Annotated in this window: 20 protein-coding genes and 1 tRNA gene; 14 read left to right on the top strand and 7 right to left on the bottom strand. The window is 57.1% G+C overall.

Annotation, left to right across the window (positions count from 1 at the left end):
• Nucleotides 1–89 precede the first annotated feature (89 nt).
• A complete protein-coding gene (locus BXP70_RS00850; protein WP_245849408.1) occupies nucleotides 90–884 on the bottom strand; it encodes an alpha/beta fold hydrolase in 795 nt (264 codons plus the stop codon).
• Nucleotides 885–1,015: 131 nt separating this feature from the next.
• On the opposite strand from BXP70_RS00850, the gene BXP70_RS00845 reads away from it, so the two are divergent.
• Nucleotides 1,016–3,304: a sensor histidine kinase gene (locus BXP70_RS00845; RefSeq protein WP_086592122.1), complete on the top strand. Its 2,289-nt coding sequence runs from the start codon at nucleotides 1,016–1,018 to the stop codon at nucleotides 3,302–3,304.
• Between the two features lie 22 nt (nucleotides 3,305–3,326).
• On the opposite strand, the gene BXP70_RS00840 is transcribed toward BXP70_RS00845, so the two are convergent.
• Entirely contained in the window at nucleotides 3,327–5,864 is a 2,538-nt protein-coding gene (locus tag BXP70_RS00840) for a sigma 54-interacting transcriptional regulator (protein ID WP_086592121.1), read from the bottom strand.
• Between the two features lie 313 nt (nucleotides 5,865–6,177).
• Between BXP70_RS00840 and BXP70_RS00835 the strand changes: the two genes are divergently transcribed.
• Together BXP70_RS00835 and BXP70_RS00830 are read left to right on the top strand one after the other, a co-directional pair.
• On the top strand, nucleotides 6,178–7,056 hold the full coding sequence (locus tag BXP70_RS00835; RefSeq protein WP_086592120.1) for an AraC family transcriptional regulator: 879 nt from the start codon (nucleotides 6,178–6,180) through the stop codon (nucleotides 7,054–7,056).
• Complete coding sequence (locus BXP70_RS00830) at nucleotides 7,053–7,937, top strand: helix-turn-helix domain-containing protein (RefSeq protein ID WP_086592119.1); 885 nt, start codon at nucleotides 7,053–7,055, stop codon at nucleotides 7,935–7,937. The genes BXP70_RS00835 and BXP70_RS00830 overlap by 4 nt, the downstream gene beginning before the upstream one ends.
• Before the next feature lie 128 nt (nucleotides 7,938–8,065).
• Here BXP70_RS00830 and BXP70_RS00825 read toward each other — a convergent pair whose 3' ends face one another.
• A complete protein-coding gene (locus tag BXP70_RS00825; protein WP_086592118.1) occupies nucleotides 8,066–9,151 on the bottom strand; it encodes an NADH:flavin oxidoreductase/NADH oxidase in 1,086 nt (361 codons plus the stop codon).
• A gap of 241 nt (nucleotides 9,152–9,392) precedes the next feature.
• On the opposite strand from BXP70_RS00825, the gene BXP70_RS00820 reads away from it, so the two are divergent.
• Both BXP70_RS00820 and BXP70_RS00815 read left to right on the top strand, forming a co-directional pair.
• Complete coding sequence (locus BXP70_RS00820; RefSeq protein ID WP_086592117.1) at nucleotides 9,393–10,013, top strand: alpha/beta hydrolase; 621 nt, start codon at nucleotides 9,393–9,395, stop codon at nucleotides 10,011–10,013.
• Between the two features lie 142 nt (nucleotides 10,014–10,155).
• Nucleotides 10,156–11,091: a ring-cleaving dioxygenase gene (locus BXP70_RS00815; RefSeq protein ID WP_086592116.1), complete on the top strand. Its 936-nt coding sequence runs from the start codon at nucleotides 10,156–10,158 to the stop codon at nucleotides 11,089–11,091.
• A 76-nt stretch (nucleotides 11,092–11,167) separates the two neighbouring features.
• Here the strand turns inward: BXP70_RS00815 and BXP70_RS00810 are convergent, their stop codons facing one another.
• The gene (locus BXP70_RS00810; protein ID WP_086592115.1) at nucleotides 11,168–12,262 is read right to left on the bottom strand and encodes an L-dopachrome tautomerase-related protein; all 1,095 of its coding nucleotides are present in this window, start codon (nucleotides 12,260–12,262) and stop codon (nucleotides 11,168–11,170) included.
• 247 nt (nucleotides 12,263–12,509) lie between these two features.
• Here BXP70_RS00810 and BXP70_RS00805 point away from each other — a divergent pair, with 247 nt between their 5' ends.
• From BXP70_RS00805 to BXP70_RS00775, 7 genes are all read left to right on the top strand, one after another.
• Entirely contained in the window at nucleotides 12,510–12,935 is a 426-nt protein-coding gene (locus BXP70_RS00805) for a hypothetical protein (protein ID WP_086592114.1), read from the top strand.
• Nucleotides 12,936–13,126: 191 nt separating this feature from the next.
• Nucleotides 13,127–13,795: an ABC transporter ATP-binding protein gene (locus BXP70_RS00800; protein WP_086592113.1), complete on the top strand. Its 669-nt coding sequence runs from the start codon at nucleotides 13,127–13,129 to the stop codon at nucleotides 13,793–13,795.
• Nucleotides 13,796–13,889: 94 nt separating this feature from the next.
• Nucleotides 13,890–15,128, top strand: coding sequence for an ABC transporter permease (locus BXP70_RS00795; RefSeq protein WP_086592112.1), 1,239 nt, complete (start codon nucleotides 13,890–13,892; stop codon nucleotides 15,126–15,128).
• A 56-nt stretch (nucleotides 15,129–15,184) separates the two neighbouring features.
• The gene (locus BXP70_RS00790) at nucleotides 15,185–16,426 is read left to right on the top strand and encodes an ABC transporter permease (protein ID WP_086592111.1); all 1,242 of its coding nucleotides are present in this window, start codon (nucleotides 15,185–15,187) and stop codon (nucleotides 16,424–16,426) included.
• 128 nt (nucleotides 16,427–16,554) lie between these two features.
• Complete coding sequence (locus tag BXP70_RS00785) at nucleotides 16,555–17,661, top strand: efflux RND transporter periplasmic adaptor subunit (RefSeq protein WP_086592110.1); 1,107 nt, start codon at nucleotides 16,555–16,557, stop codon at nucleotides 17,659–17,661.
• 100 nt (nucleotides 17,662–17,761) lie between these two features.
• A complete protein-coding gene (locus BXP70_RS00780; RefSeq protein ID WP_086592109.1) occupies nucleotides 17,762–18,271 on the top strand; it encodes an acyl-CoA thioesterase in 510 nt (169 codons plus the stop codon).
• A 131-nt stretch (nucleotides 18,272–18,402) separates the two neighbouring features.
• Nucleotides 18,403–18,975: a type 1 glutamine amidotransferase domain-containing protein gene (locus tag BXP70_RS00775; protein WP_086592108.1), complete on the top strand. Its 573-nt coding sequence runs from the start codon at nucleotides 18,403–18,405 to the stop codon at nucleotides 18,973–18,975.
• Between the two features lie 78 nt (nucleotides 18,976–19,053).
• On the opposite strand, the gene BXP70_RS00770 is transcribed toward BXP70_RS00775, so the two are convergent.
• Nucleotides 19,054–19,587: a DUF6992 family protein gene (locus tag BXP70_RS00770; RefSeq protein ID WP_086592107.1), complete on the bottom strand. Its 534-nt coding sequence runs from the start codon at nucleotides 19,585–19,587 to the stop codon at nucleotides 19,054–19,056.
• 95 nt (nucleotides 19,588–19,682) lie between these two features.
• A complete protein-coding gene (locus BXP70_RS00765; protein ID WP_086592106.1) occupies nucleotides 19,683–20,345 on the bottom strand; it encodes a porin family protein in 663 nt (220 codons plus the stop codon).
• Between the two features lie 177 nt (nucleotides 20,346–20,522).
• On the opposite strand from BXP70_RS00765, the gene BXP70_RS00760 reads away from it, so the two are divergent.
• Nucleotides 20,523–20,597, top strand: a tRNA-Val gene (locus tag BXP70_RS00760).
• Between the two features lie 166 nt (nucleotides 20,598–20,763).
• Nucleotides 20,764–21,669, top strand: a complete 906-nt coding sequence (locus BXP70_RS00755) for a histone deacetylase family protein (RefSeq protein ID WP_086592105.1) — start codon at nucleotides 20,764–20,766, stop codon at nucleotides 21,667–21,669.
• 67 nt (nucleotides 21,670–21,736) lie between these two features.
• Here the strand turns inward: BXP70_RS00755 and BXP70_RS00750 are convergent, their stop codons facing one another.
• Complete coding sequence (locus BXP70_RS00750; RefSeq protein WP_245849404.1) at nucleotides 21,737–22,444, bottom strand: methyltransferase domain-containing protein; 708 nt, start codon at nucleotides 22,442–22,444, stop codon at nucleotides 21,737–21,739.
• Nucleotides 22,445–22,446 lie beyond the last annotated feature (2 nt).

The following is a 22,446-nucleotide window of genomic DNA, read 5'->3' as shown; positions in this document are numbered from 1 at the left end:
GCATTCGTTTTCAAGTAAAAAGGCGCCGATTCGTGAGAATTGGCGCCTTTTGCGTACTTAGTTTTGAAGCAGCCACCATGGTAACCGCGCTATTCAGCTGCGCCTACCGTGGTGGCTGCTTCAATAATGACGGCGGCCACCTTGTCGGGCTGGGCGAGCATGGCCACGTGGCTAGTAGGCAAAGTAATGGTAGTAGCCTTCATCTTTTTGGCCAATGTGCGCTCCAGATCCGGGTTAATCATGCGGTCATGGGCAGCCACGATGTACCAGCTGGGCTTGGTTTTCCAGGCAGCCTGTGTCACTTTCTCTTTTAGGGCGGTGAAGGCCTGCGGACCTTGCGTAGCAATGAGCAGTTGCTGCTCGACCTTGGGCAGATCTTGGGCAAAATCCTCCATGATGCCTTTAGGCGACATACTCACGTAGCCGTACGAATCGGGGCGAATTTCGTCGTTGCCGGGCGTAGCAGGCGCAGTCTGCACCAGTTCCAGGAACGATTGGCCTTCCTCGGGCGCCGCGGCAGCTACGTACACCAGGCCCGCTACTTTGGGGTCGTTGCCAGCTTCCGTAATAACCACGCCGCCCCACGAATGGCCCACCAGTAGGGTAGGGCCGTCTTGCAGCGCAAGGGCGCGTTTAGTAGAGGCCACGTCATCGGCCAAGGAGGTAAGCGGATTTTGTACCGCCGTCACGTGGTAGCCTTTGGCGTGCAGCAGCGGAATGACTTTCGCCCAACTGGAGCCATCGGCCCAGGTGCCGTGCACGAGCACGATGTTTTTGACTCCGGTGGCGGGCTGGGTTGGGGTTAGGTCGCTCATAATGGAAGTAGCCATCAACAGGTTGGGGAGGATGTTCAGCTCGGAAGTGCCGCGAGAGCCGCGTAGCACCGTTGCAAACCTAGGTCACCTGCTCCTGCGGCCGGCGGTACAAAGCGCGGATTCTGCGGTACTTTGCGCGCAATTCAACTCCCTAATAAGTTGTACTTTGGGCGACTAGGTGCTACTTCGCCTCCCGTATAATGTCACATCGCTTGCTCGGTACGCTGCTGTTGCTCTGGTGCTTAGCGGCTAGCTTCGCTAGTTCAGCCGAGGCCATTCATCCGCGGCTAAGCAAAGCTGCCTTCGACAGCCTGCTGGCGCAACTACCCCGCAGCCGCCCCGATACAAATCGGGTGCAGCTTCTGCTGCGGATAACCGACGACCTACTCCTCCAAAACGACGACCTAGGCACCGACTTACAGCCGGCCCTAGCGTACGTCCAACAGGCAGCGACGCTGAGCGACCGGCTACATTTCGCGGCTGGACGCGTGGGTAGCTTACTCCTGCTGGGCCAGGTGCACGAGTACCTGGAGCAAGATACGCTAGGCAAGGTCCTTATTCGGCGGGGCATAGCGCAAAGCCAGCAAGAGCACTTGCCGCGCCTTGAGGCCCTGGGCTGGGTTTATCTAGGAGAAAGTTATGGTTCGAGCCCTGCGGAGCTAGCTGCTAAGCTCTCCTGCTACCAGCGGAGCAACGCTTTGTTTCGGCAGCTAGGTGCCAAAGAGAAGGAAGCCTATACTCTGAAGTGCGTGGCTGATGTGCATTTGCAGCAAGGCCATTCCGCGCAAGCTGTTCGAGAGCTGCTGGCGGTAGAAGCCCTCTACCGAGCCGCGGGCAACCGCCGCATGCACTACACCTACGACCTACTGCACGCCACTTACCGCCAAATGGGCGACTATAAAGAGGCCCTGCGCTACGGGCTGGCGGCCGTGGAGAGTGCCCAAGCCACGCAGGATACCATCATCCTCGCGGGGTTGTGGAACCGGTTGGCCGTGGCCTGCCATGAGCTGAAGAAATACCCGGAGTCGATGGCATACTATCAGAAGGCACTCGAAAACTATCAGCACAACGGCAACACCATCAATGTAATATCCATGGTGGGCCACATCGTCCGAATTATGGTGCTGCAAGGGCGTGCTCAGGAAGGGCTAGCTTTTCTGACCAAAGCCACCAAGCCCTATGCTAAAGCCCCGCCCCGAATCATGGAGCGCATTGCTGACTATAATGTGCAGGTGCATTCGGCGCTCAGACACTATGCCGTCGCTGAACGTTACGCCAACCAGCTCGTGTCTTTCCTGCAATCAGGGACAGCAGATGATGGTGAAAAGACGGCTGTCTGCCTAACGCTCGGTCGGTTCTACCTGCTCACCAAGCGCTACGACGAAGCCCGGCAGTACCTGCAACAGGTGTTGGCCTTGAACCAGCACAGTGGCCCTGTGTTGCGCCGGGCCGATATTCATTTGCTGCTGTTTAAAGCCGATTCTGCCCAGGGGCGTTTCCCGACAGCCATTGCCCACTACCAGCGCTACAAGCTGCTGAACGATTCGGTGTTCAATGAAGCTAAAAACAAGCAGCTTGCTAGCCTCGAAATTCAGTACGACACCCGCAAAAAGGAGCAAAACATTGCCCTGCTCACCAAGCAAAACCAGGTGCAGCAGGCGCGCATTCGGCAGCGCGAAGTGCAGCGCAACGCCACGCTGGCCGGCGCAGTGATGCTGGTGCTACTGCTGGGGCTCGGCTACAACCGCTACCGCCTAAAGCAGCGCAGCAACCAGCTCCTGGAAGCCAAGCAAACCGAAATCAACCAGCAAAATAAGTCGTTGGCGCGGGTGCTAGGGGAGAAGAGCGAGTTGCTGGCCGAAAAGGAGTGGATGCTCAAAGAGATTCACCACCGCGTGAAAAACAACTTGCAGATCGTCAGTAGCTTGCTAGCTACCCAATCTGATTACCTGCTGGATCCGCAGGCGGTGGCTGCTATTCGGGAAAGTCAGAACCGGGTGCAAGCCATGGCCCTACTACACCAGAAGCTCTACCAAGCCGATAGCCTAGCCCGCGTGAACATGGCCGAATACTGCCAGGAAATAGTAGAGAACCTGCTACACTCCTTCGATTGCCAAGATGCGGTGCAGCCACGCTTCACCCTCGATGCCGTCGAGCTGGATGTGGTGCTGGCTACCCCGGTTGGCTTGATTATCAACGAAGTAGTAACCAATGCCCTGAAGCATGCTTTCCCGCCGCCGCGCCGTGGTACGCTCGGCGTTGAGCTGATTCGTGTAGGTGCACAGCGCTACCAGCTCACCATTGCCGACGACGGCGTAGGCCTGCCGCCGAGCTTTGATGTAGAGCGCAGCCGCAGCCTAGGTCTCACCATCATCCGCGGCCTGAGCCGGCAGATCGACGGCGTGCTCGACATCTCCCAGGCCGACGGGGTGCGCGTATCCTTGCAGTTTGAAACGACCAAAAAACCATCCCGCGTCTTGGCAGCCTAGGTGGGCAGCCGGCGGAAAGCAGCTACCGCACCAAGCTGATACCAAGCTTCTTCATGCGCGCATCCAGCGTTGTTGGCTTCAAGCCGAGCAGTTCGGCCGCGCCGCCCCGCCCCCGGATGCGGTTATTGGATTGGGCGAGGGCTGCCAGAATCGTGGCGCGCATGGCGTCGTGCATGGGGCGCACCGCCGCCAGCGAGGGGTCAGCGCCGGTTGGGAAAGCACTACTGTCAGCGTTCGGCGTTAGCGGTTCGGGGAGTTCCAGCGTGGGCGGCGAGGAGAGAATGGCGGCGCGCTCCAGCACGTGCTCTAGCTCGCGCACGTTGCCAGGCCACGCGTACTGCCGCAGCTGTTGCATCGAGGCATTGGCAATGCCCGTGAAGCGCTTGCCGAGTTGTTTTCCCAGCTTAAGCAAAAAGTGCGTCGCCAGCGGCAAAACGTCCTCGAGCCGCTCGCGCAGGGGCGGCACCCGCAGCGGAAACACATTGAGGCGGTAGTACAAGTCGGCGCGGAAACGGCCAGCAGCTACTTCTTCCTGCAAATTGCGGTTGGTAGCCGCCACGATGCGCACATCAACGGCAATAGTACTTTTGCCCCCGAGGCGCTCTATCTCTTTCTCCTGAATGACGCGCAGCAACTTAGCTTGCATTTCTAAGGGTAGCTCCCCAATTTCATCAAGGAAAATGGTGCTGCCGTGGGCTAGCTCAAACTTGCCAATGCGGCGGTCATAAGCGCCAGTGAAGCTACCGCGCTCATGACCAAACAACTCCGACTCAATAAGTTGGGGCGGCAAGGCAGCGCAGTTTACCTTCACCATCGTGCGAGTCTTGCGCTTCGAGAGGTTGTGCACGGCGCGTGCTATAAGCTCCTTGCCGGTACCGGTTTCGCCCAAAATCAAGACCGTAGCCTCGGTGGGTGCCACCTGGCCGATGCTCTTGAACACCGCCAGTAAGGCCGGGCTCGTCCCGATGATTTCCTCGAAGTTGTGGCTGGTTTTAATTTCCTCAATGAGGTAAGTTTTTTCCTGCTCTAGCTGCTCGCTCAGTGTTTTGATGCGCTCAAAGGCCAGCAGGTTTTCCAAAGCTAGCCCCAGTGGCCGGCTTAGCTCTTGCAACATCAGCAAGTCCTTGTTGGTGAAGGCATAAGCCGTGCGGCTCGCTATTACCAAGGCGCCCATCGTGCGGCCTTTGATGGCAATGGGCACATACATCGACGACTGCAAACCTAGGTACTCGCCGTAGCGCTGTGCTACCAGGTTCTGGGCGCGGCGCTGCCTGCCGTCCTCACCCACGTTGAGGGCCGGTTGCTGCATCAGTGGCTCCAGGGCGGCGAGGGCCTGCGGCCACTGCTGACGCGCATCAGCATCCGAGGGGGGCACCACCTCATCGAGCTGCAAAAGCTGAAACTGGTCGCCAATGCGTTGTACGCTAGTATCGTCTTGCGTCGTGCCAAATACCTGTCCTACCCGGTAGAAGGTGAGCAAATCGAGGGGTAGCAGCTGGTGCAGAGCCTGAGCCACCGTAGGCGCAATTTCGGTTAAGTCGCGGCCGTTTTGGAAGGCACTGACCATCGCCAACTCCACGCTTTTGAGCTTGCGGCGTGCGTCTATCTCCTCACATACCAGTAAGTTATCGAGGGCTAGGGCAATCTGCGGAATGATCAGCCGAATGGCCTCATAATCCTCGAACGTAAAGCCGCTGGCGTCCTTGGTAGCAAGTTGCAGGCTGGTGAAAGAGCGTTGCTTGAGCAGCACCGGAAACAGCGCCATCGCCTGCACGCCAAATGCCGTGCGGCTGGCCCGCGCCGTGGGGTAGCGCTGGCACAACGCCTCGAACGCCGCCCCGCTGAAAATACCCGTTTCCTCGCCTAGCTGGTCGGGGGCTTGCTGCTTCAGGGTAGCCAGCAGGTCCTGGGGCGCATCACGACCTAGCAGCGCCGGTAAGTGGATGCGCTCGAAGGTGCCCAGGGCGGTTTTGCGCAGCATCACCCAGTAAAAAGAGTCCTCCTCGGGCAAGCCAATGCGCAGATTGAGCAGGTTGAATGGCACCAACTCGTTGATTTGGGCGGCAATAGCAAGCGACAGTTGGTCTCGGTCGCGAATGCGGATGATGGCATTGTTGACGGCTATCTGCGCCTGTTGTTGCTGCCGCAACCGCGCTTCTTGGCTGTGGGCGTGGCGGTAACGGGCAATTTCCAACGTAGCCAGCACGTCTTTTTCCCGGAAAGGCTTGTTCAGGAACCCGAAGGGCTCCGTTACTTTCGCGGCCTCCAACACACCGTCGGTGAGGTTGGCGGAGAGATAGACAAACGGAATGTGCTGCCGCCCGAGCCACTGAGCTAGGTCGATACCCGTTTCCTCACCTTTCAGAAAAATATCCAGCAAGACAATCGTGGGCATCGCTTCTGCCACGAGGGCCCGCGCTTCCGCCGCCGACTCCGCCAGCCCAAGCACCTGATAGCCGGCTTTTTCCAAAATGCGCCGCAGGTCGTTGGCAATCAAGAACTCATCTTCGACAATGAGAACTACCACTGGGCTAGGGTCAGAATAAGGATTTGGCTGCATAAGGTGTTGGCAAAAAGGGAGGTAATAAGGCAATCTAGCGACGAGAGAAACCGCTATTTCAGGCCCTCTGCGGTGAGGGCGGCAGTCACGACACAAGACGAGTTGATGCACAATGGAGGCTCCAAAAATACCTACCATATATTGGAGGCTCTACTATGTTGGAGGGGGAATTACAAATCAAAGTTAGGTGAGTGAGTGAGTAATATACTTATATACAGCGTGTTGCCTGTATTTGAAGCTGAAAAAGAAAGCCGATAATTCACTGGCACTCGATTGGTTACTCTCTCGCTGAACCAACGGCGATGCTACACCTATGAAATGCCACATCCAACACGAACCTTTGGTGCTGGAAGAGTTTGAAGCAACCGCCTGGACCAACCTTCGGCCTTCGCGCAACTACTTCGAAATCATTCGTATCCGCAGTGGGTATGGCGAGTACAGCGTTAATGAGCAGCACCTCGCTTACCGGGCCCACAACCTATTTCTGCTAGGTCCCGCCGACGCCTACTCCTTTACCATTAAAGAACCCACGCGCTTTGCCGTGCTCCGGTTCACGGAAGACTACCTTGCTAAACTCACAGCCACCGGCATTCATACGGGCGCTTGGCAGCAGCTGCGCGACTCCACGTTGCACGCGTCGCTGGGGCTGGTCGGCAACTTGCAGCTGAGTGCCGTTGAGCAGCAGCAGCTAGATGCGCTGCTCGCCATCCTGTTTGCCGAAGCGGATAACAGCGGCAAGCCCTTCAACGACACGCTGGCCGAGTCGCTGATGGGCGCGGTACTTAGTTTCGTGGGGCGCCGTTTGGCTGGCTATGCAGCGCCAGAGCATCAGGCATCCTCGTACGCAGCTAGGTTTATTCAGCGTCTGCTTGCTTACATTCGGCGGCACATCACGGAGCCCGACTGCCTGCGGGTAGAGCGACTGGCGGCGGAATTTGCTTATTCGCCTAGCCACTTGAGCGCGTTGTTTAAGCAGCAAACCGGGGAGTCGTTACACCAGTACATCGTGCGTTATAAGCTGAAGCTAGTAGAGGCTCGCTTGCAACTGAGCACCCTCACAGTGTCGCAAATTGCGGACGAGCTAGCTTTCACAGATGTGTGCCACCTGAACAAGCTGTTCAAGAAGTACTACCAAGCTACACCTTCTGACTACCGCCGGCAGCTTGCCGCCCTAGCCTTGGCCAACGCATGAGAACGGCCCTGAATTTTCAACGCAGCGAGGCCCCATCGTTCGACCTGAGCTCCTTGACCTGGGTGCGCCAGCAAGCCGGTGGTCCGTCGGCGGCCGGGGCGCAGTGGCCCCACTACGCGGTGGTGTTCGTAGAAGAAACATTGCAGGCAGGCGGCGCGGCGGCCGAAAAGCTAGGTGCTGCCGAGTTGTATTTTGTGGCCCCAGGGCAACCCGCCTGGAGCGCAGCCCCCGAGTGGACCGAAGGGCAAGTGCTGCGCTTCACCGATGAGTTTGCCGACTTAGCCGACCACGACCGGGACCTGTTGCTGTTTCGGCTGTTTCGCGGCCCGGCCGGGGAGGGGCCCGTGCAAGTACCGCGCGACCAAGCCGCCGAGCTAGGCTGTTTGCTGGCCAGCATGAAGCGGCAAGCCGCTGGCGTTTCGTTGTTGCGCGATGACCTGCTGCGCGCCTACCTCAAAACGCTGCTGCTCCACTGCGCCCGCCTGCGCCAGCAGCAGTTCGGTGGGGCTAGCTCGCCGGTACCGTCGGGTTTGTTGGGGCGGTTTCAGCAGTTGTTGGAAGCGAATTATACCCGGTGGAAATCGGTGGCCGAGTACGCTCATCAGCTGCGCGTGACGCCAAACCACCTGAGCGTTAGGGTACGGCAGGAAACCGGCCAGCCGGCCAGCGACCATATCCGGCGGCGCATTATGCTGGAAGCCCAGCGCTTAGCAGGTCACACCGACGCCTCGCTGAAGCAAGTGGCCTACCAACTTGGTTTCGACGATGTGGCACATTTTAGCAAGCTCTTTAAGCGCTGCACGGGGGTTACGTTTTCGCACTTCCGGGAGCAGGCCCGCGTTCAGTACCGCTTCCCCGAGCCCAACCTCATGGTAGCCTGAGTCGCCCTAGTACCTCGCTGATCGGGTGCTGACAAACAGCTTGCGCAAGCTAGCAAGTAGCGGAAGGGATACAGGCGGCTGTGTATTGGAGTTACGCATTCAGTCGTAAGGCGCTTACGGCAAAGAAACTACGACCGACCCGCGGGTGGGAAAGCGCGGAGGTAGGGCTCCGGCGCGGGCACACTGAGGTGCAGAGTTGCCGCCGCGTGCAAAGGAAAGTAAGGGTCACGCAGCAGCTCGCGGGCCAGCATCACCAGGTCGGCTTGCCCGCTGCTAATGATGGTGTTGGCCTGCTCGGGCGTGGTGATAAGCCCCACGGCACCCGTGAGCACGCCCGTGGCTGCCTTGATCTGCTCAGCGTAAGGTACCTGGTAAAGCGGCACCACTTTCGTTTTGTCAGGCGCGCTGAAGCCGCCTGCCGACGCCGTGACAACGTCGACGCCGTGCTGCTGCAACAAGGTGACTAGGTGCACGGAGTCAGCTAGGCTCCAGGCGTCTTCTTCCTCGGAGAAGTCGACGGAGGAGAGGCGAACGAGCAACGGCATTTCGGTGGGAATAACCGCCCGGATAGCATCCACAGTTTCGAGCAGTAGCCGAACGCGGTTTTCGAAGCTGCCACCGTAGTCATCCTGGCGTTGGTTGACTAAAGCCGAGTAGAACTGATGGAACAGGTAGCCATGCCCGGCGTGCAGCTCAATAGCGTCGAAGCCGGCCTGCACAGCCCGCCGCGCGCTTGCAGCAAACTCGGAGACTAAGCTAGCTATTTCCGCCGCCGTCAGTTGCTGGGCTGTGTGTTGCCGGTCGAGCGAAACCGCCGAGGCGCTTTTCGTCACCCAGCCGCCGTCGGCCGGTGGCAAATAGTGAAAGCCCGCGGCCGGGTGGGCGTGGCTACCCTTGCCGCCCGCGTGCCAGAGCTGCACGGCAATTTTGGCGCCTTGCGCCTGCACAAACTCCACAATGGGTTTCCAGGCCGCTACTTGAGCCTCGTTCCACAAGCCAGTATCGAAGAGCGTGTTTCGGCCTTCGGGCGCTACCGCAGTTGCTTCCGTAATAACCAACCCCATCCCACCCACGGCGCGGCTACCTAGGTGCACCAAGTGCCATGGCCCCGCCAAGCCGTCGGTGCTGCGATACTGCTGCATGGGCGACATCACCAGCCGGTTTTTGAGGGCTAGGCTGCGAATTTGGAGAGGCGAGAACAAGTTAACGTCCATAAAACGAAGGGTTATCGGGTCGCTCAAAGGTCTTGGCCCTAGCGCTGCAGTTCCATAGTTGAATCCTGCAATCGGAGGTATATTTCATCGGGCGTCTTCGGTAGCATTTTCGGCATTCAAGTACGGGCTAGGTGGTAATAGCCCCGATTTCTACCTCGGAATGCAGCATTCTGCCATCGTTAGAGAGAAAGATAAAGTCGTCCTTTGTACTTCGTTAGCAGGACTTTTTTGTTTTGGTTGTATGCACCAAGAACCCATTCGCACCGCCGGGCAGCCGCTCGGCACGGCCTCGAAGGCCCTGATTACGCTGCACGGCCGGGGCGGCAGCGCCGCCGATATTCTCTCGTTGGGCCGCCACCTGCACGTCAGTTCGTATGCCTTACTTGCCCCCCAGGCTAGCCAGCACACCTGGTACCCGCAGTCTTTTCTGGCGCCGCCCGCCCAAAACGAACCGTGGCTCTCCGATGCGTTAGCCGCCGTGGAGCGCGCAGTAGCCGAAGCCGAGCGCAACGGCATCGGCAAAGAGAACATCTACTTCATGGGCTTTTCGCAGGGCGCTTGCCTCACGCTGGAATATGTGGCCCGGCATGCCACGCGCTACGGTGGCGTAGTCGCTTTCACAGGCGGCCTGATTGGCGACCAGCTACTAGAAGCCAACTACTCGGGCAACTTTGAGGGCACGCCCATCTTTATCGGCACCAGCGACCCAGATTTTCACGTGCCCGTAGAGCGTGTGCGGGCCTCCACGGCGCTGCTTACCAAGCTAGGTGCCCACGTCACGGAAAAGATCTACCCGAACATGGGCCACACCATCACCCAGGAGGAAATAGACTTAGCTAATAAACTGATCTTTATGAGTTAAGCACGGCCATTTGGTAAGCGATGGAAGAGCGTTGAAAACTTCCCGCCTACGCGGCTCGGCGCCCAACGCTCAAGTCTCCTCGCTACCGTACCTAGCCCTCCCGCTCTATTCACCCGATTCTTCTCCAATCCACTTGCTCCTTATGGAACCTCGCATCCTCGGCCTCCACCACGTGACGGCCATTGCCGGCAACGCCCAGCGCAACTACGATTTTTACACCAAGGTGCTCGGGTTGCGCTTCGTGAAAAAGACCGTCAACTTCGACGACCCCGGCACCTATCACTTTTACTTTGGCGACGAAACCGGCTCGGCCGGCACCATTCTCACCTTTTTCCCGTGGGAGCACATCACGCCCGGCCGCCGCGGCACCGGCCAGGCCACGGAGATAGGCTACTCGGTTCCTGCCGGTAGCTTCGATTTCTGGATGAAGCGCTTCGAGGCGCACGGCGTGACCTACAACAAGCCCAGCGAGAAATTTGGGGAGCAGTACCTTACCTTCCTCGACCCCGACGGCTTAAAGCTAGAACTCATCGTGTCGAAAACGGAGGATACGCGCACGCCCTGGACGACCGCCGAAGTGGGCGCCGATGTTGCTACCAAAGGCTTCCACACCGTCACGCTCACCCTAGCAAGCATCAAGGCCACCGCCGAAATCCTGACCGACGTATTTGGCTACACGCTGCTGGAAAGCCATGTGAACCGCTACCGCTACGTGACCGACACCGTGCAGGGCGCGGCGTACATCGACTTGGTGGAAGTGCCCGGCGAAGCACGCAGCGTAACGGCTGGCGGCTCGGTGCACCACATTGCCTTCCGCGTAAAAGATGACGAGGCCGAGCTGTACTTCCGCAAGAAGCTGATCGAGAAGGGCATGCAGCCTACCCCGCAGATCGACCGTGATTATTTCCACTCCGTGTATTTCCGCGAACCGGGCGGGGTGCTCTTCGAAATTGCCACCGAGAATCCCGGCTTCACCGTCGATGAACCGCTGGCTGAGCTAGGTACCCACCTGATGCTGCCCCAGCAGCACGAACGTCTACGCTCCCGCCTAGAGGCTAGCCTGCCGCCGATTGGCTAGATAAATCGCCTAAAACAAGAAGGCCATGCTGAGCTAAGCTCGGCATGGCCTTCTTGTTTTAGGCGATAAAGGAGCGCTACGGCTTGAATTTGAAAATCCGGTACGGCTCAGTGCGCTGCGAGCGGGGGATGTGCAACTGCGAAGTCGTCACGTAAAGGAACCCATCGGAACCCACGGCGTAGCTATCAGGCCACTTCAGCTGAGTGCTTTGCGATACAATCTGCGTCTGGTTGTTGGGCGTGATGCGCGTCACGGCATTTAGTTGAATGGTCGTCAAATACAGGTTACCGGCGGGGTCGAACTCCATTCCGTCGGTTGGCTCCGTCTGACCTAGGTTCTCCACCTTCTGGGCAAGTTGCGGACCGGGCAGCGTAGCATCTTGCAAGTACTGCGTGCCAATGCGGTAGAGCGTACGACCGGTGAGAGCGTGGTAGTAGATATAGTTGCGGTCGGGCGAAAGCGCTAGCCCATCAGAGTCGATGGAAGGTAGCTCTCCCGACTGGTTGCGCCACACGCGGCCTTCTACCGTGATAATCAAGTTCTCTGACTTAGTTGAGGGATGGTTGCCCAATAAGCGGCGGCTCTCGCCCGTCGCTAGGTTCACTACGATGATGGCACCAAGATTAGAGTCGGTGATGTAGGCAAACTTCTTCTGCGTGTCTACTCGCACGTCGTTGAGGTAGCTAGCAGGGTACACCACCGTCTGGGGGAAGTCGATGCGTTGTACAAGCTGCTTGGTGCCGATGTCGAACTTGAGCAGCTTGGCGCCATTTTGCACCACACCGCGCATTTGAGGCGAAGCCGCGTCGAGCACCCACAAGAAATTCTGGTCGTCAACAATTACGCTTTGCACGCACACAAAGCGGTTCTGTGCGGGCAATGAAGAATTCCACGTGTTCCATTCGGCATTAGGGAATGGCGTGGCTTGGTTGCCGCTCACCTCCGCCACCGAGTAGGGGATGGTGTCGGTTTCCATGCGGGGGAAGTTGGCGAAAATGCGGCCTTCCTTAGACACGCCCACACCCGTCCACTGCACGGTGGAAGTAGCCACTTGGGCTAGCGGTACACCCAACGAAATAGGGGTATCGGGCAGGTTGGTGTCGTCGTCGCAGCTAGCCAGCAGACCTAGGCTGGTAAAGCCGATGAGCAAGGGTAAAAAGAGTCGTTTCATACTGGGTGCAGGTAACGGAGGAGGTGGAAAAGGTTGTGTGGGTTGGCGCAGGGCCAAAGCCACTTACGGTCATTTCGTTAGGCACGATGAGGCGAGTAGTAAGTAGCCGAACTGTTTTCCGTACTAATACGGATGATAAGATTTGGTGCATCAGCGTTTGGAGGTGTGCCCTCGCTTCCGTGGGGCCTTTATAGCCATACCCGAATTTTTCACGTATGCAGGGGGCACACTCACCTTTTGCTCATCTATGTCTGGTAGCCGCTCTCTCCTGTTCCTAGCCTTGCTCACCTCCCTCACCTTTGGCTGTGCCCGCCGTCGCCGAGCCGACATTCCGGAAGCGCGCACGTCGGTAGCGGTTGCGCCGGCCCCGGCGCCTGCTGTGGCGCCCACCGCCGCCCGCGACCTAACCGATGTGATGACGGACGAGTTGAATTTGACGTCTGCCCAACAAACCAAAGTGCGTGCTATCCTGAACGGCACCGTCGAGCAGGTAAATGGCGCGCGCCAGCAATACGGCAGCAACCAAACCGCCCTCATGACCGAGCTACGTCGCATCAATGCCTCTTCCGAAGCCCAGTTGAAAGCGGCTCTCACCCCCACCCAGTACAAGCAGTACGTCGCCAAAAAGCGGCAAATGCAGGCTCAAATGCAAGCTCGCAAAGCGGGTAACTAACTAGCTTTCTTGCCTACACCCGTCGGGGCAGCCACCTAGCGTAGCTGCCCCGACGGGTTTGTTGTTTTAGTGAAACAGGTAATAGACAATAAATTGGTAAGCAATTGCTACTAGAAAGTAGAATTATCGTCTAGATTTGAAGAAATGAGCCTGTCGCTAAAAACTAGTTCCTTGATTTCTCTTGTTCTTCTATGATTAAGCTGGAAGGTATTCGCAAAAGCTATGCGGTAGGCGCCAGCAAGTTACCAGTGCTCAAAGGAATTGATATGCACGTGCGCGAAGGCGAGCTAGTAAGCATCATGGGTTCCTCGGGCTCGGGCAAAAGTACCTTGCTCAACATCCTTGGCATTCTGGATGATTTTGACGCGGGCACCTACGACCTAGCCGGCACCCGCATCGACCGCAACCTTTCGCAAGCTAGGGCGGCCCATTACCGCAACAAGTTTCTTGGGTTTGTTTTCCAGTCGTTTAACCTGCTGAGCTTCAAGAATGCCATGGAAAACGTGGCGCTGCCGCTCTATTACCAGAAAGTGAGTCGGCGCGAACGGAATCGGTTAGCCCTAGAATACCTCGACCGCGTGGGTCTACGCGAGCGGGCCGACCACTTGCCCAGCGAGTTGTCGGGCGGGCAGAAGCAACGGGTGGCCATTGCCCGTGCCCTCATCAGTCAGCCCAAGCTCATCTTGGCCGACGAACCTACCGGCGCCCTCGACACCCAAACCACGCAGGAGGTAATGGATATCTTCAAGGACGTGAACCGGCAGGGCATGACCGTGGTCATCGTGACCCACGAAACCGACATTGCTGACCAAACCCAGCGCCTCATTCGCATGCGCGACGGGATTATTGTCAATGAGTAGCCTCGCCGGGGTAACTGGTTAACTGAGTAGTATTCAACAATTTTACTTAGCTATTCAGTTGCTCTAGCGAAGCTGCTTAGTTACTCAACGGAGGATGTTCGACTTAGATAAATGGCAGGAAATTCTGGGCACGATGCGCCGCAACAAGCTGCGCACCTTCCTGACGGCCTTCGGGGTATTCTGGGGTATTTTCATGCTGGTGCTGCTGCTAGGTGCTGGTAAGGGACTGGAAAATGGCGTTCTGAAGAACTTTGGTAGTGCCCCCAATAGCTTGTTCATAAGCGGAGGGAAAGTCTCGTTGCCGTGGCAGGGCCTACAGCCCGGCCGCGAAGTGCGGCTCACCAACGACGACATGAAAGCCATCCGCCGGCAGATCGGCGACGTGGAACTGATGGCCCCACGCAACCGTCTGACGGGCGAGTACACCATTGTGCGCGGCGACAAAAACGGCTCTTATCAAGTGTTTGGTGCCGACGCCGATTTCTTCCGCCTCAACGGCGAAAAGCTAGCTGCCGGCCGCCTAATCAGTCCGCTGGACCTGCTGGAGCGTCGGAAGGTGATTATCCTAGGTGAGCGGGTGCGCAAGGTACTATTTGGCGATGAGGATGCTCTTGGGCAGTACGTGAAGGTGCGCGGCGTGTCATTTCGGGTAGTAGGCATTTTCACCACCACCCAAAACAACGGCCGCAACGAGGAACGTGCCTACACGCCGTTCAGCACATTTCAAGCTACGTTCAACCAGTACAACCAAGTGCAGCTGCTAGTCCTCAGCACCCGCGACGGAGTGCCAGTGCAAGTGCTGTCCGACAAAGTGCGCGTGTTGCTAGCCGGTCAGCACCATTTTAATCCCGACGATGCCCAGGCCATACAGCTAGAAAACACCGAAGAGCAGCGCAAGCGCTTCCTGGGGCTGTTCACGGGTATTCGTCTGTTTGTGTCGGTTATTGGCGTGCTCACGTTGGTGGCAGGCGTGGTAGGCGTAAGCAATATCATGCTCATCATTGTGCAGGAGCGCACCCGCGAAATTGGCGTACGCAAGGCCCTAGGTGCTACCCCATGGAGCATTGTGAGCCTGATCTTGCAAGAAGCTATTGTGATTACCGGCTTCTCCGGTGGCCTAGGTCTGCTGGCCAGTGTGGGGCTCATTGCGGCCGCCCGCTACGGCATCGACAAAACGGGCGCCGAGCTTCCCTATTTCGACCGGCCTGAGGTGAACCCCAGCGTAGCCGTTACGGCCGTGGTGCTGCTGGTAATAGCCGGTGCCGTTGCCGGCTTGATTCCGGCACTGAAGGCAGCAAACATCAAACCCATCGAAGCCCTCCGAGCTGACTAACGCCATGGACTCGAAAGCTAGCTTTACTTATTCAGCCTCTACTTCGATCGTTGCCCATGTTTGACCTAGATAAATGGCGGGAGATCTGGGCTACCGTGCGACGCCACAAGCTGCGCACTGGCCTAACGGCGTTTGGCGTGTTTTGGGGCATTTTCATGCTGGTGGTGTTGCTGGGTGCGGGCAAAGGCTTGCGCAACGGTGTTGAGCGGCAGTTTAACGTAGCCAAGAATGCCGTGTTTGTGTGGTCGCAGCGCACCAGTATTCCGTATGCCGGCCTGAAAGTGGGGCGCTTCGTGCAATTCACCAATGATGACGTGGTGGCCTTGCAGCGCGGCGTGCCCGAGGCGGCGCTGGTGCTGCCACGCAACACCCTGGATGGGGACTTTTCCATCCAATACGGCACCAAAAGCTCCACATTTTCGGTGAAGGGCGAGTATCCAGCATTTCCGGCCGTGCGCCCCGTCAACCTAACCGAAGGTCGTTTTATCAACCAGCCCGATATCAAAGAGCGGCGCAAAATCGCCGTCATCGGCGAGCGGGTGGTAGAAGTGTTGTTCGGCGACGAAAACCCCATTGGGCAGGAGATTCGCATCAAGGGAATCTACTTCCGGGTGGTGGGCGTGTTCAAGGGCAGCGGCGAAGCCGAAGAGGCGCAGGAGGATGCCCAAACGATATACATTCCGCTTACGGCGTTGCAGAACACCTTTAATAAGCCCAACCAAGTCGGCTTCTTTGCCTTTATCCCTAAAGTAGGCGTACCGGCCAAAGAAGTGGAAATCAAGGTGAAGCAGGTGCTAGCCCGGCAGCACAAAGTGGCTCCCACAGATGAGCGGGCTTTTGGCTCGGCCAATGTGGAGGAAGAATATGCGCGGGTGCAGGGCCTGTTCCTTGGTATTTCTAGCTTCAGCTGGCTCGTGAGCATCGGGACGATCTTGGCCGGTATCATCGGCGTGAGCAACATCATGCTGATCGTGGTGAAGGAGCGCACCAAGGAAATTGGCATCCGCAAAGCGCTGGGCGCTACGCCGTGGAGCATCGTCAGCCTGATTGTGCAGGAAAGCATCGTGATTACGGCCGTAGCCGGGATGCTAGGTCTGCTGCTCGGCACGGCGCTGATGGCAGGCATCAACTCGATGATTGCGGGCCAAGAAATCGGGTTTTTCGCCAACCCGCAGGTAGACGTCAGTGTGGCCCTAACGGCCGTGGCGCTGCTCGTGGTGGCAGGTGCCGTGGCGGGGCTAGTGCCTGCGGCTAAGGCAGCTCAGGTGCAGCCAGTTATTGCCTTAAAAGACGAATAATCTTGGTTTTTTGAAGTAAGTTGCTGCTTCAGATGGATTGATGATTCTCTTCTGAGCGCCAAGGGTTGCATGATACCATCCGCTGTAAGATCTTAACAAGTTCCTGTTCGGAATACTATAGTACATCAATGAAACGAGTCTTTCTGGGGCTTTTGCTCCTGCTGGTGCTGGCAGGGTTTGGGTGGTTGGGCTATTACTTTTACCGGCAGGCACATACCGATCCGGTGACGTACGAAACAGAAGCCCCCTTCACAACCGACATTGTGAAGAAAACGGTAGCTACTGGCAGCATCGTGCCCCGCCGCGAGGTAGAAATTAAGCCGCAGGTGTCGGGCATCGTGGAAGAGCTGTACGTAGAAGCGGGGCAACCCGTGAAACAAGGCCAACTGATTGCCCGCATCCGCACCGTAGCTAGCGCCGCCAACGTGAACACGGCCCAAACGCAGATTCAAGCGGCACGCATCGAGCTGGAGACAAGCAAAATGGAACTAGACCGGCAGCAAGCGCTCTACGATCAAAAGGTCATTGCCCAGCAAGAGTACAACCGCTACGCAGCCGACTACAAAGCCAAAAAGCAGCAACTGGAAGCGGCGCAGAGCAACCTCCAGATTGCCCAGCGAGGCGCGTCGCGCAACACCGGTGGCTCGCTGAACCTGGTGCGCTCCACCATCACCGGCCTACTGCTGGACGTGCCAGTGAAAGTAGGCTCGTCGGTGATTGAGCGCAACAACTTCAACGAAGGCACCACCATCGCCTCCGTCGCCGACATGCAAAGCCTGATTTTTGAGGGCAAAATTGATGAAAGTGAAGTTGGTAAAGTACGTGAAGGCATGGATATCGCCCTGAGCGTGGGCGCTTTGGAAAACCAGACGTTCCCAGCTACACTCGAATACATTGCCCCAAAAGGAGTGCTGGAAGATGGTGCCATCAAGTTTTTGGTGCGAGCCAAAGTGAAGCTGAAACCCGGTGAGTTTCTGCGGGCTAACTACTCGGCCAACGGCGATATTGTGCTGGACCGGCGCACACAGGTGCTGGCCGTACGAGAAAGCCTGCTGCAATTTGGTAAGCTGAACAAAGACAGCGTGTTTGTGGAAGTAGAGACCGGACCGCAGCAGTTTCAGAAGCGGCTAGTAAAAACCGGTTTATCGGATGGCATTAACGTGGAAGTGGTGTCAGGCATTGGCAAGAAGGACAAGGTGAAAGTAACCGGTCCGCCTGCCGAGAAGAAGAGTTAAGAGAGACAAGGCTAGCCAGTAAAAAGAGGACGTTGTTCAGCTTGGCTCAAACGGGTCTGCTACATTCGCGTATTAACCTTCCGACCTAGCTTTTCTGCCTATGCCTGCTTTGCCTCAGTCGCCGGAAACCATGCACCGCATCCATTTCCAGGATTGCGACCCGTTTGGGCATCTCAACAACGCCCGCTACCTCGATTATTTTCTCAACGCACGCGAAGACCACGTCCTGACGCATTATGCGCTCAACCTCACCCAGCTAGCCAGCCAGTCGGGGGCAGGGTGGGTGGTCACGAAGCACCACCTAGCGTACTTGCGTCCCGCCAACCACGGCGAAAACGTGCTGATTCGCAGCCAGATTATTCACTTTGATAACTCCACCCTTGTGGTAGAGATGCAGATGCGCAACGCAGAAGGGAGCCGTTTGAAAGCTCTCTTGTGGTCGGAAATGGCGTTTGTGAACCTAGCCAGCGCCACCCGCACCGACCACTCAGACCGGCTAATGGAACTGCTAGACAACCTCGACGTGGAGGAAATCAGCTACGACCCCGACGGCTTCGATGAGCGCGTGCGCCGCCTGCGGAAAGAACTGAAGCGCGAACGCGCCGAGTGATACCCCGAATCATGTACTAACTGTCGCGGTTCGGCCGCGTTAAAGAAAAGCCGAAGCACCTAGGTGCTTCGGCTTTTTTGGCGACCTAGGTCACCGTTTTACCACCCACACCACCTGCAAAACATACAGTTATGAGTCTCTTTGGAAGTGATAAACTGAAAGGAAAAAAGATTGCCATCGTCGCTACCGACGGCTTTGAGCAAGTAGAGCTGACCAAACCCAAAAAGTACCTCGAAGACGAAGGCGCCGAGGTCGACGTGATTTCCCTGAAAAGCGGTTATATCAAAGGCTGGGACATGACCGACTGGGGCGATAAAGTAGACGTCGATAAAACCATTGACGAGGTAAGCGCCGCCGACTATGACGCGCTGGTGTTGCCCGGCGGCCAGATCAACCCTGATAAACTGCGCGTAGAACAATCAGTGGTGAATTTTGCCAGCGAGTTTATGCGCTCGGGCAAAGTAGTAGCTGCTATCTGCCACGGTCCCTGGACGCTGATCGAGACGGGCTTGGTACATGGCAAAACCATGACCAGCTGGCCTAGCCTCAAAACCGACCTTAAAAACGCCGGTGCCCATTGGGTAGACGAGGAAGTAGTCGTTGATAAAGGCTTGATCACTAGCCGCAAGCCCGATGATATTCCGGCCTTCAACAAGAAGATTGTAGAAGAAATATTGGAAGGCCAGCACGCACCCCGTTCGTAAGAACGAGCCCATCCGTCTGAAACGCAAAGCCCCGCTAGTAGTACTGGCGGGGCTTTGCGTTTCAGACGGACGGTGAACCTAGCTCGGCAAAGGGGGTAAGAAACCTAGCAGATCGTTAGCAAACGGATGGTAGCGCACGTAAAGGCCTAGATCAAAAAGGAACAGAAAACCACCTTGCAACCAGAGCGACTGGCCAAACCCCAGCAGCCGCTCGGGCCGTTGGTACACAGAAACTGCACGAGCTCGGAGCCAGCTGCCACAGGCTAGATACGCCACGTCGAGGCCCACGTTGAGCAGCAGAATTTTCTCCGTAGTGAACTGCTCGGTGAGGCTGGTAGCTAGGTCGAGGCCAGCAACTTGGTTGGGGTGCGCCCGCAGAATACCCGCCACGGCCAGCACTGCGTTGACGAAATTCCAACCAATGTTCATTTGGTGGAAATAGTGTTTGGGCGTACGCGCATCGGTGCGGGTGACGAGGAAACCACTCACCAGTAGGTTCAACAAGGCCCACGCGCCTAGCAGCCCCATGCTATGCTCCAGCAGCAGCTCGCGACTATGGTTGATAGCGGTTAGGGTTTGGGTACTGGCGCTAAGGGCTTGGTAACTAAGCATAAAAGCAGCGGAGTCTGATGCTAGGTAAAGATTAAAAAAGGAAGCCTACGCGCACGTAAACTTCCTTTTCGGCTGAAGCAGCTATTTATATGAACTTATCGCGAGAAGCCCAGGCCTAGGTACACCTGCACGGCTTGGTTGTAGAGCTTATCGCCCATCGGCATGGCCGAAGCTTTCCGGATTTTAGCTAAGCCTAGGTCGTAGCGGGCCCCAATGCGGGCGGGCCCCACTCGCGCTTCGAGGCCCCCAACGGCGCCGTAATCGAGGCTGTGAAAACCGGCTTGGCTGATGCTGGTATCTAGGGTTGAGTTTTTGGCGTTGATCAGCAGTGCCGCCTGCGGACCTATGTGCACGCTTACGTTATCGAGGAAGTTGTACACAAATAGTACTGGCACTTGCAGGTAGTCTAGTTGCGTTTTGCGCGTGTACGTGGCCGGGGCGCCGCTGGCTGGGTCGGCCTCATAACCCTTGCGGGAGTACAAAAACTCTGGCTGGATGGAGAACTTATCGTTGAGGGCGAACTGTGCGTAAATGCCTGCCAGGAAGCTGTTGAGGTTGTCGCGGTTGGCGAGCGAGCTTTTGTTGTCGCCCCGCACGCCCGACAGATTCCAGCCCCCTTTCACCCCGAAGCCGTTGTTGCGCGAATCGTTGGTGCCAGTGCCGTAGTCTGTAGAGGAGCGAATGCCAGAAGGACCTTCCTGCGCCCAAACGGAAGCAGTAGCGAAGCAAAGGGCGGAGCAAAGAAGAAGCTTTTTCATAGACGACGGGTGGTATCAGCTAGCACATAAAGCGTTTGTGTATCGCTATACTTACGCCTACCAAGAAAGTTGCGGCAGCTCCCCGCGGAAATAGTTGAAATATTTTTGCGAAAGCCGTTTTAAATGTCGTTCAAACCTATATCTTTACTGCCTTCCGGCCGCCGCCAGATGGCTTTTGGGGTGTTAGCTCAGTTGGTTCAGAGCGCTACCTTGACAGGGTAGAGGTCACTGGTTCGAGCCCAGTACGCCTCACAAGAAAGCCAGGAGTCCGAAAGTAACCGCCCCTGCCTGGCGGTTATTTTTGTTTTCAGGCCTACCAATTGCTGCCTACATCGTCGTAAAAAGAGGCTCTGTGCTTCTTTAGTACCTAGGTTGGCTAGTGCTTTTACTGCCCTTAAGAGTTTATTCATAACAACTTATGCTTTCCATTGCATGGGCGCCTTGCTACGCTCATCCGCTGCCTGCTGGGCACCGCTTTCCGATGCTCAAGTACGAACTGCTGCCCGAGCAATTACTACGAGAAGGCATCGTGACGGAAGCTGATTTCTTCCTGCCAGCGCCTCCGCCTGAAGCGGAAATTCTACGCACGCACACGGCCGATTACTACCACCGACTGCAACATGGGCAGCTCACCCGCCAGGAGGAGCGCGCAACGGGCTTCCCATGGTCGGAGGAGTTGTTTGTTAGGGAAGTAACCATTTTGGGAGGCACCATTGAATGTGCTCGGCGGGCGTTGCACAACGGCATTGCGCTCAACGTGGCGGGCGGCACGCACCACGCCTTTGCCGACCGGGGCGAAGGATTTTGCTTGCTCAATGATCAGGCAGCGGCTGCTAATTACTTGCTGGCGCACGAACCGCGTATCCAAAAGATTTTGATTGTGGACCTGGATGTGCACCAAGGCAACGGCACGGCGGCTATTTTCCAACAAGAGCCGCGCGTATTCACGTTCTCCATGCACGGCGCCCGCAACTATCCGCACCGCAAAGAGCAGTCTGACCTCGATCTGCCCTTGGCCGACGGTACCGATGATGCAGCGTACCTAGGCTTGTTGCGCGATACACTGCCTCACCTAGTCGAGGAAGTAGCTCCCGATTTTGTCTTCTACCTAGCGGGCGTCGATGTCCTTGCCACTGACAAGCTAGGCCACCTTGCCCTGACCCGGGCTGGCTGTCAGCAGCGTGACCAGTTCGTGCTCGAACTATGCCACCAGCATCAACTCCCGGTAGTGGTGTGCATGGGCGGCGGCTACTCCGAGCGGCTCATTGACATTGTTGAAGCTCACGTAAACACCTTCCGCACCGCCGCCGCACTGTTCAGCTGAGTACTTAAGTATTGAAGTATTGGAAGGAAAACAGCCCGATAAGGTACGAGAATGATTAGTCAGCTACTTAGTCACTCCATAGGATGACTTGCCAGCGAAAAGCCCAGCACCAGCGCAAGCGGTAGTTTGTGATGTCGGCTTGTTGCAATAGCCGCTGCCAGTCGTGGCGCGTGAAAGCCCGTGCTACGGAGAGCGGTGCATCATTCTGCACTAGGTAGGAGCCACGGAACAGCCGCGTAAGCCACCTGATGCTGTGGTATGCTAGCCAGTGCCGATGCAGATCGTTGATAATCACGCAGCGGCGTGCTTGTTGCTGCCAAGTGCGCAAGAACGTGACGAGTTGGGCGTCGGGAAAGTGGTGGCAAAACAAACTCGCCGTAATAACGTCGTACTGCTGCGCCTGAAAGGGGGCGCCAAACACATCCGCTTGCTCGTACCGAATTTCGGGGTACTCCCGACTGCGGGCCGCGGCATAGTCTAGCATGAAAGGGTTGGCGTCAATGCCAACGAGTGCTAGCTTTTCGCCCCGGCGTCGGCCCCACTCCGCAATGCGCCGTAGTGTGTCGCCGCCCCCGCACCCTAGGTCTGCTATGTGCAGCGGAGTTGTCTGGAGCCCAGCTTTTCGCAAAGCGTTGAAGGCCTGTAGAACTGGTTTGTAGCCACCTAGCCACGTATTGATGGTCTCAAGCTCCTCTAGGTTTTGACGGAGGTCGTCAGAAGCTAGGGTCAGGTTGTCCATCAATTCCTCTTCCGTGGCGCGCTGACGAAGATCCATTA

Source organism: Hymenobacter crusticola (genome assembly GCF_002154225.1).
Taxonomy (GTDB): domain Bacteria; phylum Bacteroidota; class Bacteroidia; order Cytophagales; family Hymenobacteraceae; genus Hymenobacter; species Hymenobacter crusticola.
Note: the sequence above shows the minus strand (reverse complement) of the source record. Positions and strands in the feature narration are given on the sequence as shown.

Excerpts from the sequence above, each read along its gene's own strand:
- BXP70_RS00755 (WP_086592105.1), top strand. The coding sequence starts at position 20,764 with ATGCTTTCCATTGCATGGGCGCCTTGCTACGCTCATCCGCTGCCTGCT.
- BXP70_RS00810 (WP_086592115.1), bottom strand. The coding sequence starts at position 12,262 with ATGAAACGACTCTTTTTACCCTTGCTCATCGGCTTTACCAGCCTAGGT.
- BXP70_RS00790 (WP_086592111.1), top strand. The coding sequence starts at position 15,185 with ATGTTTGACCTAGATAAATGGCGGGAGATCTGGGCTACCGTGCGACGC.
- BXP70_RS00780 (WP_086592109.1), top strand. The coding sequence starts at position 17,762 with ATGCCTGCTTTGCCTCAGTCGCCGGAAACCATGCACCGCATCCATTTC.
- BXP70_RS00750 (WP_245849404.1), bottom strand. The coding sequence starts at position 22,444 with ATGGATCTTCGTCAGCGCGCCACGGAAGAGGAATTGATGGACAACCTG.
- BXP70_RS00770 (WP_086592107.1), bottom strand. The coding sequence starts at position 19,587 with ATGCTTAGTTACCAAGCCCTTAGCGCCAGTACCCAAACCCTAACCGCT.
- BXP70_RS00845 (WP_086592122.1), top strand. The coding sequence starts at position 1,016 with ATGTCACATCGCTTGCTCGGTACGCTGCTGTTGCTCTGGTGCTTAGCG.
- BXP70_RS00795 (WP_086592112.1), top strand. The coding sequence starts at position 13,890 with ATGTTCGACTTAGATAAATGGCAGGAAATTCTGGGCACGATGCGCCGC.
- BXP70_RS00800 (WP_086592113.1), top strand. The coding sequence starts at position 13,127 with ATGATTAAGCTGGAAGGTATTCGCAAAAGCTATGCGGTAGGCGCCAGC.
- BXP70_RS00820 (WP_086592117.1), top strand. The coding sequence starts at position 9,393 with ATGCACCAAGAACCCATTCGCACCGCCGGGCAGCCGCTCGGCACGGCC.
- BXP70_RS00840 (WP_086592121.1), bottom strand. The coding sequence starts at position 5,864 with ATGCAGCCAAATCCTTATTCTGACCCTAGCCCAGTGGTAGTTCTCATT.
- BXP70_RS00805 (WP_086592114.1), top strand. The coding sequence starts at position 12,510 with ATGTCTGGTAGCCGCTCTCTCCTGTTCCTAGCCTTGCTCACCTCCCTC.
- BXP70_RS00775 (WP_086592108.1), top strand. The coding sequence starts at position 18,403 with ATGAGTCTCTTTGGAAGTGATAAACTGAAAGGAAAAAAGATTGCCATC.
- BXP70_RS00825 (WP_086592118.1), bottom strand. The coding sequence starts at position 9,151 with ATGGACGTTAACTTGTTCTCGCCTCTCCAAATTCGCAGCCTAGCCCTC.
- BXP70_RS00835 (WP_086592120.1), top strand. The coding sequence starts at position 6,178 with ATGAAATGCCACATCCAACACGAACCTTTGGTGCTGGAAGAGTTTGAA.
- BXP70_RS00830 (WP_086592119.1), top strand. The coding sequence starts at position 7,053 with ATGAGAACGGCCCTGAATTTTCAACGCAGCGAGGCCCCATCGTTCGAC.
- BXP70_RS00785 (WP_086592110.1), top strand. The coding sequence starts at position 16,555 with ATGAAACGAGTCTTTCTGGGGCTTTTGCTCCTGCTGGTGCTGGCAGGG.
- BXP70_RS00765 (WP_086592106.1), bottom strand. The coding sequence starts at position 20,345 with ATGAAAAAGCTTCTTCTTTGCTCCGCCCTTTGCTTCGCTACTGCTTCC.
- BXP70_RS00815 (WP_086592116.1), top strand. The coding sequence starts at position 10,156 with ATGGAACCTCGCATCCTCGGCCTCCACCACGTGACGGCCATTGCCGGC.